The sequence below is a fragment of the Shewanella sp. M-Br genome, assembly GCF_036245925.1.
GTDB lineage: Bacteria > Pseudomonadota > Gammaproteobacteria > Enterobacterales > Shewanellaceae > Shewanella > Shewanella oncorhynchi.
Genome location: NZ_BJBV01000022.1, coordinates 90,455 through 106,557 on the forward strand (window position 1 = coordinate 90,455; position 16,103 = coordinate 106,557).

Consider the following 16,103-nt stretch of genomic DNA (forward strand, 5'->3'; position numbering starts at 1 on the left):
GGCACGAAACCTGATACTTAACAAATTGCAGCAAGATATAAAGTAGGCATGGTTATCATGCCGTAGAGACTGCCGATGCGGTTTTTAAGGTGTAGCATTGGTCGAAAATAACAACAATATCCGGGCAGCCCGGTGACACAATGTCAGAATTTGCTTAAGCAGTTCTGCTACCCGAGAAAGGAGAAAGCATGAAGCTATTTAATAAGATGACCACATTAGCGCTGGTGACTGCGAGCGTATTTGCGAGCGCAGTAGCCCAAGCGGAAGAAGTGGTTCGCGTGTATAACTGGTCAGATTATATCGCGGAAGATACCTTAGAAAACTTCAAGAAAGAAACGAGCATTAGGGTAATTTACGATGTATTTGATAGTAACGAAGTGCTTGAGGCTAAATTACTGTCTGGTCGTAGTGGCTACGATATCGTTGTACCTTCTAACCACTTTCTCGCTAAGCAAATCAAAGCGGGTGCTTTCAAACCTTTAGACCGCGCTAAGTTACCTAATTTTAAAAATTTAAATCCAGCCCTGATGAAGTTGCTTGAAAAAGCCGATCCGGGTAACCAATATGCCGTGCCTTATTTATGGGGAACCAATGGCATTGGTTACAACATAGATAAAGTGAAAGCCGCTGTGGGGGAAGATGCGCCATTTAACTCAATGGAACTGATCTTCAATCCTAAATACGCTGAAAAAATTTCTAAGTGTGGCTTTGCTATGTTGGACTCTGCCGACGATATGGTGCCACAGGCGATGATTTATTTAGGCTTAGATCCTAACAGCACTAAGGCTGAAGATTATGAAAAAGCGGGTGAGTTACTGGAAAAAATTCGTCCTTATGTGACGTATTTCCATTCTTCACGTTATATTTCTGACTTAGCAAACGGTGACATCTGTGTTGCTTACGGTTTCTCCGGTGACGTATTCCAAGCGAAAGCCCGTGCTGAAGAAGCAAAAAATGGCAATAAGATCGGCTACTCCATTCCAAAAGAAGGTGCCAATCTGTGGTTCGATATGTTAGCTATCCCTGCTGACTCAACGAACGTCGATAATGCACTGACGTTGATTAACTATTTTCTGCGTCCAGAAGTCATAGCGCCTATCTCTAACTATGTGGCCTATGCTAACCCGAACGATCCCGCTCAACCTCTGGTTGATGAGGCTATCCGTACCGATCCTGCGATCTATCCACCACAAGAAGTGTTAGACAAACTTTATATCGGTGAAATTCGTCCTTTGAAAATTCAGCGCGTATTAACTCGTGTTTGGACCAAAGTGAAGTCAGGACAATAGTCGATAGGGGGCAAGCCTAGCTTGCCCCCAGCTTGGCAAACTTCTATGTCCAATCCTATGCATAGTTAATCCACGTATAGGATTTGACACAGTTTGTTTAACCACTTTTCATTTATTAATCGTGTTGAACCTAGAGTTTGAGCGTATCTACGCCTCATTTTCGGGTGGAGAAGTACTATGGCAATCACCTCGAGCGTCACCAATAAACCGACAACAAAGACGCAAGAAAAAGTACTGCTCAAGATTGAGCGGGTAAGCAAATTATTCGATGACGTGCGGGCTGTCGACGATGTGTCATTAACTATCAATAAAGGCGAAATTTTTGCCTTACTTGGCGGGTCAGGCTCGGGTAAGTCAACACTACTGCGCATGTTGGCGGGTTTTGAAAAGCCCACCTCTGGCCGTATTTTCCTTGATGGGGAAGATATCACTGATTTACCGCCATACGAACGTCCCATCAATATGATGTTTCAATCCTATGCTTTGTTTCCCCACATGACAGTGGCACAAAACATTGCATTTGGTTTGAAGCAAGACAAGCTGCCTAAAGCCGAAATTGAACAGCGTGTGCAAGATATGCTGAAACTCGTGCATATGGAGCAATACGGTAAGCGTAAACCGCATCAGTTATCCGGTGGTCAGCGCCAGCGTGTTGCACTGGCCCGTTCATTGGCGAAACGACCTAAATTATTACTGCTCGATGAGCCTATGGGCGCATTGGACAAAAAACTGCGTACCCAAATGCAGCTAGAAGTGGTTGAAATCCTTGAGCGTGTCGGCGTGACCTGCGTGATGGTGACCCACGATCAGGAAGAAGCCATGACAATGGCTGGTCGAATTTCGATCATGAGTGATGGCTGGATTGCTCAAACTGGCTCGCCAATGGATATTTACGAAAGCCCTAACAGCCGCATGATAGCCGAGTTTATCGGTACTGTGAATTTGTTTGGTGGCGCGATTGAAGTGGATGAAGTCGACCATCTGATCATTAAATCTAATGATTTGGCTCAACCTTTCTATGTCGGTTATGGCGTCACGACTAACGTTGAAGATAAGAATGTTTGGCTAGCAGTGCGTCCCGAAAAGACCATTATTAGCCGTGAACAGCCTGAAGGTCAGTATAACTGGGCGAAAGGAATCGTGCATGATATCGCTTATTTAGGCGGTATTTCAGTCTATTACATTCGTTTAGAGAATGGTCAAATCGTACAGTGCAGTATGACTAACCGTGAACGCCGCGCCGATCATGCCACATGGGATGACGAAGTGTTCATTAGTTGGGAGGACACCAGTGGCGTGGTGTTGAGATCATGAAGAAACCCATTAAATTAAAGTGGCTTAAGGGCCGCTTCTGGACCATAGGTATTCCCTACGCTTGGCTGCTGCTGTTTTTTGCCTTACCGTTTGCGATTGTCCTTAAACTGAGTTTTTCGACGGCGGCGATTGCTATCCCGCCCTATGAAGCAACATTCCAATATGCTGACGATGTATTAAATATCTTTCTGCATTTGGGTAACTATTTGATGTTGCTCGATGATTCGCTATATTACATGGCTTATCTCAGCTCATTGAAAATGGCGTTAATTTCGACCTTGGGCTGCTTGATTATTGGCTACCCAATGGCCTATGCCATTGCCCGTGCCCCTGCGCGGTTGCAAACCGTGCTGCTGCTGTTAGTTATGTTGCCTTCTTGGACCTCATTTTTAATCCGTGTTTACGCTTGGATGGGGATCTTAAGTAACACTGGTATTATCAATAATTCACTGATGTGGTTGGGGATTATTTCTGAGCCGTTACAGATCCTCAATACCAATATTGCCGTGTATATCGGCATTATCTATGCGTATTTACCCTTTATGATTCTGCCCTTGTACGCCACCTTAGTGAAACTTGATATGAGTTTGATTGAAGCTGCGTCTGACTTGGGTTCAAGCCGTTTGAATACCTTCTGGAAAATCACCTTCCCGCTGTCAAAAAGTGGTGTGATTGCTGGTTCTATGCTGGTGTTTATTCCTGCCGTGGGTGAGTTTGTGATCCCTGAGCTACTCGGCGGTCCCGATTCCTTAATGATAGGTCGAGTGTTATGGCAAGAATTCTTCAATAACCGCGACTGGCCTGTGGCTTCGTCACTGGCGATTGTGATGTTGGGTCTATTGATTATTCCGATCACTTTATTCCATCGCTATCAGGCGCGTAGTTTGGAGAAAGACCTATGAAAAAATTAAGCTTTTCTTCAGTGATGCTCTGGTTTGGCTTGTTTTTCTTGTATGCACCTATGTTAGTGCTGGTGATTTATTCCTTTAACGATTCTAAATTAGTGACGGTATGGGGCGGATTTTCACCTAAATGGTATGGCGAGTTATTTCAAGATCAACAGATTTTAGATGCAGTATGGACCAGCCTGCGGATAGCGTTTTATAGCTCAACTATGGCGGTCATTATCGGCACTATGGCAGCCTTTGTGATGACACGCTTTAAGCGTTCATGGGCAAAACTGACCCTGTCGAACATGATTACTGCACCGCTGGTAATGCCTGAAGTGATCACTGGTCTGTCTTTGCTTTTACTGTTTGTGCACATGGCAGATTTGTTGGGCTGGCCTAGGGAGCGTGGCATGATGACAGTGTGGATTGCACACTCAACATTTTGTGCTGCCTATGTGGCTGTGGTGGTGTCTTCAAGATTGCGCGAGCTTGATATGTCAATCGAAGAGGCGGCGATGGACTTAGGGGCAACACCGCTCAAGACTTTCTTCTTGATCACTGTGCCTATGATTTCGCCGGCGCTGGTGGCGGGTTGGTTGTTGTCATTCAGTTTGTCCTTAGACGATTTAGTGATCGCAAGTTTTGCCTCAGGCCCTGGTGCAACGACCTTGCCTATGGTGGTGTTCTCTTCTGTACGTTTAGGGGTTTCTCCTAAGATCAATGCCTTAGCGACGCTGATCATACTGTGTGTTTCACTCATCGCTTTCCTTTCTTGGTATATGGCAAGGCGGGCAGAGAAACGTGACCGTACACCAATGAACTAGTTAGCTTAATTTTGGGATGGCTTTGGTATTGCCAAAGCCATCCTTGATATTTGTCACCGCTCCCATCACCCGCTTCGCTTTGCAGGCCAGTTCTGCTACTCGACACCATTAGCATGACATCGCAGTGCTTAAGATTATTGCGTGTTTGAAATATCAAACAAAATGTAAATTATTGCGCGTATCTGGCTAGTGTTTCGTTTTCTGAAGGTGTAGGATGTGATGGCTGTTTAAAATAATGAACATTAGAATTCAAGGGAACAACATGTCTGCCATAGCTCACGCTGGATCATATTATGCGGCATCGGCCAACGATAAGGTTGAACGTCCGCGTCTACAGGAATCGATTGAAGCCGATGTTTGTGTGATTGGCGCAGGTTATACAGGCCTTTCTGCCGCGCTGCATTTATTAGAATCGGGCATGAGTGTGGTGGTGTTAGAAGCCGCTCGCATAGGCTGGGGCGCCTCGGGCCGTAATGGTGGACAAATCGTTAATAGTTATAGCCGTGACATTGATACTATTGAAAAAACAGTCGGTAAAGAACAAGGTAAACTCTTTGGCCAAATGGCCTTTGAGGGCGGGCAAATCATCCGCGATCGTATTGCTAAGTATAATATTCAATGCGATCTAAAAGATGGTGGCGTGTTTGCCGCGATGAACGAAAAGCAAATGGGCCATCTACGCCATCAAAAACAACTGTGGGAAAGCCACGGCCATGTTAATCAGCTCGAACTTCTCGATGCTAAAGGTATTCGCGGTGTGGTAAATACTGAGCGTTATGTCGGTGGTCTACTCGATAAAAGCGGTGGCCATATTCACCCGCTTAATTTAGCCCTAGGCGAAGCGCGAGCGGTTGAATCCCTCGGCGGTAAAATTTTTGAAGACTCAGCAGTGCTGAGTGTCGATGAAGGCGATAGCCCAGTTGTGCATACGGCGCAGGGCAGTGTAAAAACCAAGTTTGTGGTCGTGGCAGGTAACGCTTATTTAGGTAAGTTAATGCCTGAGTTGCAGGCGAAATCTATGCCCTGCGGCACGCAAGTGATTACCACAGAGCCTTTGAGTGCCGATCTGGCGGCGAGTTTATTACCACAGGATTACTGCGTCGAAGATTGTAACTATCTACTCGATTATTTCCGTCTGTCTGGCGACAAGCGGATGATTTACGGTGGCGGCGTAGTGTATGGCGCCCGCGATCCGGCGGATATCAAATCGATCATTATTCCGAACATGCTCAAAACCTTCCCACAATTAAAGGATGTGAAGATCGATTATGCGTGGACAGGTAACTTCCTCCTGACGCTATCGCGCCTGCCACAGGTCGGTCGTATCGGTAAGAACATCTATTATTCACAGGGTTGCAGTGGCCACGGTGTCACTTATACCCATCTGGCGGGCAAGTTACTGGCCGAGATGCTCAACGGCCAAGCCACGCGCTTCGATGCCTTTGCTGCATTGCCACATTATCCTTTTCCCGGCGGTCACGCACTTCGCGTCCCTTTTAGTGCTATCGGAGCTTGGTATTACACGTTAAGAGACAAACTAGGTCTCTAACATCATCACTTTTAAGAAGCTAGGTAGCTTCACAATACGAGGAAATCCTTGTGCAATTAAATGATCCGAGTTTGCTACGTCAACAGTCTTTTATTAATGGTCAATGGTGTGATGCCGTTTCTGGTGACACGCTAAAGGTGGTTAATCCCGCAACCAATGCCGTGATTGGCTACGTTCCTAATATGGGACAAGTTGAAACTGAAATGGCGATTAAGGCGGCAGAAGCGGCTTTACCTGCATGGCGAGCGCTCACAGCAAAAGAGCGTGGCGCTAAGTTAAGGCGTTGGTTTGAATTACTCAATGAAAATAGTGATGACTTAGCATTGCTCATGACGACTGAGCAGGGTAAACCGCTGGCAGAAGCGAAAGGTGAAGTAACCTATGCCGCTTCGTTTATCGAGTGGTTTGCCGAAGAAGCGAAGCGTATTTATGGCGATACCATTCCTGGGCATCAAGGGGATAAGCGCTTGATGGTAATTAAGCAGCCTGTCGGTGTAACTGCCGCGATTACGCCGTGGAACTTTCCTGCTGCGATGATCACCCGCAAAGCCGCTCCAGCGTTAGCTGCGGGTTGCACTATGGTGGTAAAACCTGCGCACCAAACACCCTTTACCGCATTAGCGATGGCTGAACTCGCTAAGCGTGCCGGTATTCCTGCGGGCGTATTTAGTGTGTTAACGGGTGATGCGGTGAAGATTGGTAATGAAATGTGCAGCAACCCGATAGTGCGTAAGCTGTCTTTCACTGGCTCAACCAATATCGGTATTAAATTAATGGCGCAATGCGCGCCTACCTTAAAAAAATTGTCGCTAGAGCTTGGCGGCAATGCACCATTTATCGTATTTAACGATGCCAATATCGATGCCGCAGTCGAAGGCGCCATGATAGCTAAATATCGTAATGCCGGCCAAACCTGTGTCTGCGCTAACCGTATTTATGTGCAAGACGGCGTATACGACGAGTTTGCCTTAAAACTCAGCACAGCAGTGGGCAAGCTTAAGGTTGGAGAGGGCATCAACGAGGGCATCACTACGGGTCCGTTGATCAATGCTGCCGCGGTCGAGAAAGTACAAAGTCACCTTATCGATGCTATCGCTAAAGGCGCCTCTGTGATCGCGGGCGGCAAAGTTCATGATCTTGGCGGTAATTTCTTCGAGCCAACCGTGCTCACCAATGTCGATAAAAGCATGCTTGTTGCCCGCGAAGAAACCTTTGGTCCACTCGCGCCGCTGTTTAAATTCAGCGATGTCGACGATGTGATTAAACAAGCTAATGATACTGAATTTGGCCTCGCCGCCTATTTCTATGGTCGCGATATTTCATTGGTGTGGAAAGTCGCCGAAGCCTTGGAATATGGCATGGTTGGGGTCAACACTGGCTTGATTTCGACGGAAGTCGCACCTTTTGGCGGGATGAAATCTTCAGGGCTTGGCCGCGAAGGCTCTAAGTTCGGTATCGAAGAATATCTAGAAATTAAATATATCTGTATGTCCGTTTAATACGGCCCGATTTGGCGAGTGAGGAAGACTAAATGACAACAACCAATGATTCATTGATGGCACGTCGCCAAGCCGCAGTTGCGGGTGGTGTCGGGCAAATTCACCCTATTTTTACCGCCCGCGCCGAAAATGCGACTGTGTGGGATGTTGAAGGTCGCGAGTTTATCGATTTTGCGGGCGGCATTGCCGTGCTCAATACGGGTCACCTTCATCCTAAAGTGAAGGCGGCGGTTGCGGCTCAGCTGGATAATTTTTCCCATACCTGTTTTATGGTGCTCGGCTACGAGAGCTATATCCAAGTATGTGAAAAGCTCAATCAACTTGTTCCTGGGGATTTTGCCAAGAAGACGGCACTATTCACTAGTGGTTCAGAAGCGGTTGAAAACGCAGTTAAAGTGGCGCGTGCCTATACCAAACGTGCTGGCGTGATTGCGTTTACCTCGGGCTACCATGGTCGCACTATTGCGGCTTTGGCATTGACCGGAAAAGTCGCGCCTTACAGTAAAGGTATGGGGCTGATGTCGGCGAATGTGTTCCGCGCTGAGTTCCCGTGCGAAATGCATGGCGTGTCCGATGATGATGCTATGGCCTCGATTGAACGTATCTTTAAAAATGATGCCGAGCCGAGTGATATCGCCGCCATTATTTTAGAGCCAGTGCAGGGCGAGGGCGGTTTCTACGCCGCATCGCCCGCCTTTATGCAGCGCCTGCGCGCACTGTGCGACCGTGAAGGCATTATGCTCATCGCCGATGAAGTGCAAACAGGCGCGGGCCGTACTGGCACTTTCTTCGCTATGGAGCAAATGGGGGTTGCTGCAGATATCACGACCTTTGCTAAATCTATCGCGGGTGGGTTCCCACTTTCTGGCATTACTGGCCGCGCCCAAGTCATGGATGCAGTGGGTCCCGGTGGTCTTGGCGGTACTTATGGTGGTAATCCGTTAGCGTGCGCCGCTGCGCTTGCTGTCATTGAAGTGTTTGAAGAAGAAAAGTTGCTAGAAAGGGCTAATGCCATTGGTGAGCGCATTAAGTCTGCCCTGAATGTAATGCAGGTCGAACATGCGCAAATCGCCGATGTGCGTGGTTTAGGCGCGATGATCGCCATTGAATTGATGGAAGAAGGTAAACCTGCGCCGCACTATTGCGCGCAAGTGTTGAGCGATGCCCGTGACCGAGGATTGATTTTATTATCCTGCGGTACCTACGGTAATGTGCTGCGTATTTTGGTGCCATTAACGGCGCCGGATGCACAAATTGATGCAGGCCTTGGTATTCTTAGCGCCAGCTTTAATGCCGTGCTGAAAAGCTAATATCGCTTTGATATAAAACGATTTAGATGACAGTTTTGCCCAATAAAAATCCCGCTTCGGCGGGATTTTTATTGGGGCGATTGTTTTGGAATTGGCTGTTTTTACTGCCAGTGACTTTCAGCACTCATCAGTTAAATGAATCGCTATTTTTTAATCTCCATTAGGATCTGCAGCGCTTTTTTGCGTTTATCAAGGTCATACAAGTCGTTGGTAAAAATAAACTCATTCACGCCGAGTTCTTTTACGATCATTTCCAAGCGATGCTTAATCGTCGCTGGGCCACCAGTAACTGATAAACCTAAGAAATTATCGACATAGGTTTCTTCTTGCGCACTCCATAAGCCATCCATAGTATCAACCGGTGGCTTTAGCCATAACTCGTGACCACGGATAAGTGCCAGCACGCGCTGTTTCGAGGTTGTGCCCAGAAATTGCGCTTCTTCATCAGTGTCGGCGGCAACGAGCGGCAAACCTAACATCACATACGGCTTATCAAGCACTTGAGAAGGTTTAAAGTCGCGGCGATAGATTTCAATCGCATCGTAGAGAAAACGTGGTGCAAAGTGGCCCGCAAACACATAGGGCAAGCCGCGCTGCGCCGCTAACTGTGCGCTAAAAAGACTCGAGCCCAATAACCAAATTGGCACATTAGTACCTTCTCCGGGAATCGCTCGCACCGCATGACGACCATTGTAAGGGCCAAGTAGAGTTTGTAATTCACTGACTTCTTCAGGGAATTGTTCGGCGCGACTGGTATCACGGTTCAGTGCTCGGCTGGTAATTTGATCGCTGCCGGGCGCACGGCCTAGTCCTAAATCGATTCGACCAGGATATAAGCTTTCAAGGGTACCGAACTGTTCGGCGACCACTAAAGGCGCATGGTTTGGCAGCATAATCCCACCCGCGCCGACGCGAATACGCTGAGTATTGCCAGCAATATAGCCAATTAATACCGAGGTCGCCGCGCTGGCGATACCGGGCATATTGTGGTGTTCGGCAAACCAAAAACGATTAAAGCCGAGTCTGTCGGCTTCCTTGGCATACTGCAAACTGTTTTGAAGCGTTTCGCCCACGGTTGAGCCTTGGCGCATGGGCGCGAGTTCCAATAGCGAGAAGGGAATATCGGCCAATATTGATGTCGGTTGTGACATAGTGTCTCCAAGTGGCAGCCGTTTTTGCTAGCGACAACAAGAGGCGCTAACTGTGTTAGGCGTATTGTTTGTTGCATTGCTAGGCTCATTGCTAAGAAAAAGCGTTAACGGCTCAGTCTTGATGAATAAAAGGTATTCAGTGTTATTGATATGGGGTTAACGATACGGCTTATCAAGCTTTAATGGATAACACTTTCCCCTTCATTATTTCAATGTGAGTCTGCACTTGAGCATCGCCATGCAACTGAGTGTGTACTCGCTTTGTAACAAATTGAGGGGCTGAAGTCATCCGCGTGTGAGGGCCGATAATGTGGAACTGAAGTTCTTATTCTCAGCAACTCAGCGCTAAGCCAGTCACAGTAGGATTGCATGACTTTCGCTAAAGCTCATTTGGTTATGAGTAGCAATATAAGGGTATAAACGATGTTGAATGAAGTGATAAAAAACTGCCGATAGCAGGGCTATCGGCAGTTAATGTTATGCAATAGAAAAATCGCTATTGTCAGTCGAGCATTACTGCTCGGCTTTCACATCCCGTAGCGATGCTGCAGCACTTTCATTAATATCATGATCAGCCGCATTGTTATGTGAATGGTGAGTCTCAGTCAGGCGACGCATCAGAGGTAATACCGCAAGTGCGATAAAGGTACAGACCACAGCGGCTATACCTAGTTTATTAAACAGACTTGTGTATACGGGTAAGGTTTGCAGTGGGTCGACTAAATCCTTGGGTACACTGGCGAAGTTAGCAACCACACCGCCTAAATACTGGGAAATACCTGATGCGACGAAATAGGCACCCATCATAAAGCCGCCCATGCGTGCAGGTACGTAACGAGCAATCATGGCAAGTCCAAGACCACTCACCAGCAATTCCCCTAAAGAGTAAGAGGCATAGCCCCAGATCATGATCCATGAAGAGGTTTTACCATTGACGGCAAATTGGCCCGCAAAGCCATAGATAAAGAAGCCAATCGCCACAACGGCAAAACCGAGAGCAAATTTCGCCGCGATAGAAAAGTCTTTATCATTGCGTCCAGCCCACGAATAGCTCCATGCGAGTACTGGACTTAATACCATAATCCATAATGGATTTAATGCTTGGAACTGGGCAGGTGACCAAGTCCACAAGTGGGTACCAAAAACTTGAAAATCCCAATCCACGTTACGCAGGGCAAACAGCGCGAGTGACGTTGACATTTGTTGATAGAAAATAAAGAAGAACACAGTTTGCACGGTAAGGATCAGTGCTGCAATCAGTCCCGCTCTTTCACTGGTTTCGCTGGTGCGGATTAAGTGGAAGAAGATTGCCAATACGGCTACGCCTGCTGCATAAACGAAGACGCGCGCAACAGCTTCGTATTCAAGAATAATGGCTGAAGCGACAACTGACAATGCGGATAGACCCAATACAATCGCGAGGTTTTTCTTGTTCACAGGGCGAGTATCTGGCTCAGAACCGTAATGGACTAGACTCTTACGCATGAGTGCATAGTTACCTAACCCCACCAATATACCGACACAGCACACGGCAAAGGCCGCGTGCCAGCCAAATTCGTTGCCATACTGGGCGTTAACGTAATCTTTAATCCAAGGCGTGAGCAACATAGAGAAGGTCGATCCCACGTTTACCGCCATGTAATAGATGGTAAAAGCACTGTCGATTTTAGAGTCGTCACCTTCGTAAATTTTACGGACTAAGTTACCCGCATTCGGCTTGAATAGGCCGTTACCGACCACAATCACGCCGAGCGCTGAAAACATAAACCACGTATTTTCAGTGGGTACGGCCATTAGCGCATAACCCAGAGAGAGGATCCCCGCACCGAGCAGCATAGTGCGTTTGGTGCCGAGGATTTTATCCCCAACCCAGCCACCAATTGCCGGTGATACATAAATAAGTGCCGCACAGGCACTCCATACTAAGTTTGCACGTGAGTCATCAAAGCCAAGGCGCTGCACCATAAAGTACACAATCAGCGCTTGCATGCCGTAATAACCAAAGCGTTCCCATAATTCGATAAGAGACACAGTCATAAATGAATGTGTTTTACTTACCGGAGCAGTCCCAATAGTCATATCGCTTGCTTCCAACATTGTTGTTTTAATATTTGAGCTCAAAAGTATAAGGCGATAACCAATTCAAACCAATGGCAGACATAGGCAAAAACAGACTTTGTTACAAATGACCTTATCAATTTTAAGGTGGATTTAAGCGGGGACAGTTCTATCCAAGTTTTTCTGCTGCGGATAAATCAAGGAACATTCGCAGTACTATCGGATAAGCACATAATGGCATGTGCGGGTATGCGCTATGGTGTATTTAAATACATTGAGGTTGATTGCTGTTTGTCCAGCAGGCATAGTGCGCTTGTAAATTCTAATGTAGATAACTTTAAAACGAAAAGTTCTACTTAGCAGCGTCTCTACAGTTGCAGATATGCATCAGGTTGTTAATGCATCGCTTTGCGTTAAATATATTTAAACGGAGTATATGAATGTTACGAATTGGTATCGATCTTGGTGGCACAAAAATCGAGGTAGTCGCATTAGATAGCGATGGTAACGAAGTCTTTCGTAAACGCATCCCGACACCGAGAGAATATGTTGCGACAGTCAATGCTTTGGTTGCATTGGTAACTGAAGTCGAAGACAGCCTGCAGCAAACCGCCACTATCGGAATAGGTATTCCTGGGGTTGTTTCTCCTTTTACTGGCCTAGTAAAAAACGCTAATTCAACTTGGATCAATGGTCATCCACTCGATGTGGATCTGGGGACTCGATTAAATCGTAAAGTAAAAATTGCTAATGATGCGAACTGTTTTGCCGTATCAGAAGCGGTAGATGGCGCTGCCGCAGGAAAGTCAGTTGTATTTGGTGCCATTATTGGAACGGGATGTGGTGCTGGTATCGCAATTAAAGGCCAAGTACATGATGGTGGCAATGGTATTGGTGGTGAGTGGGGCCATAATCCTTTACCGTGGATGAAAGCCGATGAATTTAATACCACGACGTGTTTTTGTGGTAATAGAGACTGTATCGAAACGTTTATATCTGGAACAGGCTTTGTTCGCGACTTTCGCGCTGCGGGCGGTGTTGCTGACAGCGGTATTGAAATTGCCCAAATGATGCAAGCGGGAGATCCGCTGGCAACTCAAGCATTTAACCGCTTTATTGATCGTTTAGCCCGTTCATTGGCCCATGTGATCAATATGATGGATCCTGATGTTATCGTCCTTGGCGGCGGCGTGTCTAACATCGATGCTATTTATACCGAATTACCGAAAATTTTGCCGCTCTATGTGGTTGGCCGAGAGTGCCACACACCCGTTGTTAAAAATTATTATGGTGCTTCATCTGGGGTGCGTGGCGCCGCTTGGTTGTGGGGACGCTAATCCTAGACTCAATCAAGTATAGTGTTTGATATTAAAGGCTGAATTCATTTATTTGAATTTGGCCTTTTTTTGATTTAGTCATTCAAAAGTTTTACATTCCATTGACAACTCTTTATCTTAAGTGCTGGTAATTCTTACCCTAAGTGCTATTTTTAATGCTGTATAGAAAGTATAAAAATAAAGTAGATCAAAATAATTACGCTATTGTCGTTCTCTTGGGAGTTTACTAGATGAAGCATTTGTCCATCAGTACTAAGTTGTTGTGGATTACTTCAGCATTATTTTTATCGATAGTGGCTATTTTATCTATCAGTTTATGGTGGACACTGTCGGCTCAAAACGCGCAATTATCGGATCAAGTTCAAAATACCCTACAAACTGAAACGCGGGATAAACTCGAAGCCCGCGCCGGTGAATATGGCGAAATGGTCGCTGGATTTATTAACGAAGCCTATCGTATTCCTTACTCTTTTGCCGGTATGGTGGAGAGTACGGCAGAAGAACTTCCCTTAAAGCGTGATCGTTTAGAACTCACTGTGGCGGCTGTGCTTAAGAAGAATGCGCAAGTTTCCTCCATGTATGCCCAGTTTGAACCTAATGGTTATGATGGGCTCGATACTGAGTTTCTGAATATTAATTCCAGCCACAGTGTAACGACATCAGGTGCCCTAGAGGTTTACTATACCCGTGATGACAATGGCACTGTTGCACATCAACAGGTTGAAGATTCGTCAGAAAAATACCTTACTAGCCTAAATGAATTTGGGATCCGTGATGCAGAATGGTATTTATGCGGTAAAGAAACCTTAAAGCCCTGTCTAATGGAGCCGTATTTATACGAAATCACTCCCGGTAACAAAGCATTAATGACCTCGCTAACTGTTCCTGTGCTTAAGCGTAAACAGTTTATCGGTGTGGTCGGTGTTGATTTAAACTTACCAGTCTTTCAAACCCTTATCGATAAGTTATCTAAGAGCCTCTACGATGGGCAAGCAAAAGTGACCTTATTAAGTACCCGAGGTTTAGTGGTTGCAGCAAGTCATTACAGTAAAAAGGCACGCCCTTTAGCTGAGTCAATAAATCCAGCTATTGCCTCACAAATCATCTCGTTACATAAGAACTCGGGTTACATGGTTAACGATGATGAAATTATTGTTGCCTACCCAATTAAGATCCCTTTAGCGAATGCCGAGTGGTCCTTAGTGATCCAAGTGCCGACTGCGCAGGCGTACAAGAGTTCGATTGTGTTAAATAATGACATGGATGAAATGGCAACTTCCTTGGGAAGTTTGTTGCTCATGGTCGGTGTTGTCGTGTCGATTGCTGCTGTGATTACGATTAGCCTAGTGATCCGTAGCATTATTTCACCCTTAAAGATGATCCAAGGCCGTGTAGAACACTTAGCAAGCGCTGATGGCGATTTAACGCAATCGATAGAAGTGGACTCCCATGCAGAGTTGATTGCGTTAGCAAAAGGTTTCAACTCCTTTATTTATAAACTGAAAAACTTGATTGCCGAACTTAAAACCCTCGCGAGTCGTTCTCAGGAAGAAAGCCAAGCTTCAGCGAAAATTGCCCAGCTCACGCGTGATAGTGTCAATCGTCAATATGGTGAAATTGAGAGTGTGGTAACGGCCGTAAACCAAATGAGTGCCACCGCACTTGAGGTTGCTAAGGCGTCTGAGCAAACCGCTGCAGAAACAGAAGCTATGTCACGCAACATTCGTTACAGTGAAGAAAGTCTGACTAAGGCGATGGGCTTTGTGGCGACTATGTCTAAAGAGTCAATGGAAGCTAAGCTGGCCGTGAGTAAAGTCGCAGACAGCAGTATGAATATTAGTCGTATTCTTGAGGTGATCAGTTCCATTGCCGCACAAACAAACCTGCTGGCATTAAATGCGGCGATTGAAGCGGCGAGGGCGGGTGAACAAGGACGGGGTTTTGCAGTGGTGGCTGACGAAGTCCGTGCGTTGGCATCTAAGACTCAAAGCTCGACGAATGATATTAGTACTCTTATTGATGCACTACAAAAAGAAGTTCAAAGTGCTTCTGGTATCATAGATAAAGGCGCGGAACGGGCACAAATGGCCGTATCTCAAACTGAGCAAGCGCTGAACTCATTGAACTCTATGGTGAGTCAGATTGAAGAAATTTCGGGCCAAGTGACCCATATCGCGGCAGCGGCAGAAGAGCAGAGCGCGGTGACTGAAGAGGTTAATCGCAATATTACAGGCATTTCTGATTCGGCTTCTGAACTTGCGCGTCTTGCGGGTGAAGCACAGCAAAGCAGTGTAGTTTTAGCAAACTTAGTGAAGCAGCAACATGAGCAGTTAGGCAAGTTAAAAACCTAGCACTCAGATATTTGTGGAATTAGCTCATTGATTTTAAATAGGCTCTTTGATTGTGTTGCTGCTTAACACTTATCAAAGAGCCTATTTTTATGGATATTTAAATAACATCGAATAGGCTAAAAATTTAAAACAGTTCAGCGAGGGGAATGTGTAAATACACGGATATTGTGTGATAACTAGCGGAGATCAGTTTTTAGATACAAAAAAGCCCATTGAATCAATGGGCTTTTTCGTTGAATCGGGTGGTGGCCCCTCACGGACTTGAACCGTGGACCTAACGATTATGAGTCGTGTGCTCTAACCAACTGAGCTAAGGGGCCGACTTAAGGTAATCGTCATTACCTGAAGCGGGAGGAAGTATACTAAGCTTACTTACGCTTGTCACCCGTGTTTTGGCTGGAAATTCACGCAACTGATTCAATTGGTTATCTGTTAATCAACTTAAATGCTATCGTCGCCTAAATTTAAGGCTTCTATGCCGTGCTTATGCAGAATTGGTGTTGAAAAGACAATAAAAAGCCCTGCATGGGC

The 16,103-nt window shown here is 46.2% G+C and carries 11 protein-coding genes and 1 tRNA gene; 9 read left to right on the forward strand and 3 right to left on the reverse strand.

All coding sequences use genetic code 11. The features are described from left to right. The first annotated feature begins 188 nt into the window (after positions 1 to 188). The 7 genes from AAA952_RS17545 (at position 189) to gabT (ending at position 8,675) form a co-directional block, all read left to right on the forward strand. Positions 189 to 1,289, forward strand: coding sequence for a polyamine ABC transporter substrate-binding protein (locus AAA952_RS17545; protein WP_028760882.1), 1,101 nt, complete (start codon positions 189 to 191; stop codon positions 1,287 to 1,289). Positions 1,290 to 1,466: 177 nt separating this feature from the next. Further along, positions 1,467 to 2,603, forward strand: a complete 1,137-nt coding sequence (potA, locus tag AAA952_RS17550; protein ID WP_028760881.1) for a polyamine ABC transporter ATP-binding protein — start codon at positions 1,467 to 1,469, stop codon at positions 2,601 to 2,603. After that, positions 2,600 to 3,505: an ABC transporter permease subunit gene (locus AAA952_RS17555; RefSeq protein WP_028760880.1), complete on the forward strand. Its 906-nt coding sequence runs from the start codon at positions 2,600 to 2,602 to the stop codon at positions 3,503 to 3,505. The genes potA and AAA952_RS17555 overlap by 4 nt, the downstream gene beginning before the upstream one ends. Beyond that, on the forward strand, positions 3,502 to 4,317 hold the full coding sequence (locus AAA952_RS17560) for an ABC transporter permease subunit (RefSeq protein WP_105249905.1): 816 nt from the start codon (positions 3,502 to 3,504) through the stop codon (positions 4,315 to 4,317). Before AAA952_RS17555 ends, AAA952_RS17560 begins: the two co-directional genes overlap by 4 nt. A gap of 262 nt (positions 4,318 to 4,579) precedes the next feature. Next, entirely contained in the window at positions 4,580 to 5,866 is a 1,287-nt protein-coding gene (locus AAA952_RS17565; RefSeq protein ID WP_028760878.1) for an NAD(P)/FAD-dependent oxidoreductase, read from the forward strand. Positions 5,867 to 5,916: 50 nt separating this feature from the next. Then, positions 5,917 to 7,365 (forward strand): NADP-dependent succinate-semialdehyde dehydrogenase, encoded by a 1,449-nt coding sequence (gene gabD, locus AAA952_RS17570; RefSeq protein ID WP_338258713.1) that lies wholly within the window; start codon positions 5,917 to 5,919, stop codon positions 7,363 to 7,365. A gap of 32 nt (positions 7,366 to 7,397) precedes the next feature. Further along, positions 7,398 to 8,675 (forward strand): 4-aminobutyrate--2-oxoglutarate transaminase, encoded by a 1,278-nt coding sequence (gene gabT, locus AAA952_RS17575; RefSeq protein WP_113941280.1) that lies wholly within the window; start codon positions 7,398 to 7,400, stop codon positions 8,673 to 8,675. A gap of 143 nt (positions 8,676 to 8,818) precedes the next feature. Here gabT and AAA952_RS17580 read toward each other — a convergent pair whose 3' ends face one another. Together AAA952_RS17580 and AAA952_RS17585 are read right to left on the reverse strand one after the other, a co-directional pair. After that, positions 8,819 to 9,826 (reverse strand): LLM class flavin-dependent oxidoreductase, encoded by a 1,008-nt coding sequence (locus AAA952_RS17580; RefSeq protein ID WP_338258714.1) that lies wholly within the window; start codon positions 9,824 to 9,826, stop codon positions 8,819 to 8,821. A 513-nt stretch (positions 9,827 to 10,339) separates the two neighbouring features. Then, complete coding sequence (locus AAA952_RS17585; protein ID WP_028760874.1) at positions 10,340 to 11,905, reverse strand: peptide MFS transporter; 1,566 nt, start codon at positions 11,903 to 11,905, stop codon at positions 10,340 to 10,342. Positions 11,906 to 12,324: 419 nt separating this feature from the next. Here AAA952_RS17585 and mak point away from each other — a divergent pair, with 419 nt between their 5' ends. After that, complete coding sequence (gene mak, locus AAA952_RS17590; protein ID WP_028760873.1) at positions 12,325 to 13,221, forward strand: fructokinase; 897 nt, start codon at positions 12,325 to 12,327, stop codon at positions 13,219 to 13,221. A 230-nt stretch (positions 13,222 to 13,451) separates the two neighbouring features. Beyond that, a complete protein-coding gene (locus tag AAA952_RS17595; protein WP_338258715.1) occupies positions 13,452 to 15,572 on the forward strand; it encodes a methyl-accepting chemotaxis protein in 2,121 nt (706 codons plus the stop codon). Positions 15,573 to 15,815: 243 nt separating this feature from the next. Here AAA952_RS17595 and AAA952_RS17600 read toward each other — a convergent pair. After that, positions 15,816 to 15,892, reverse strand: a tRNA-Ile gene (locus AAA952_RS17600). Between the last annotated feature and the right edge of the window lie 211 nt (positions 15,893 to 16,103).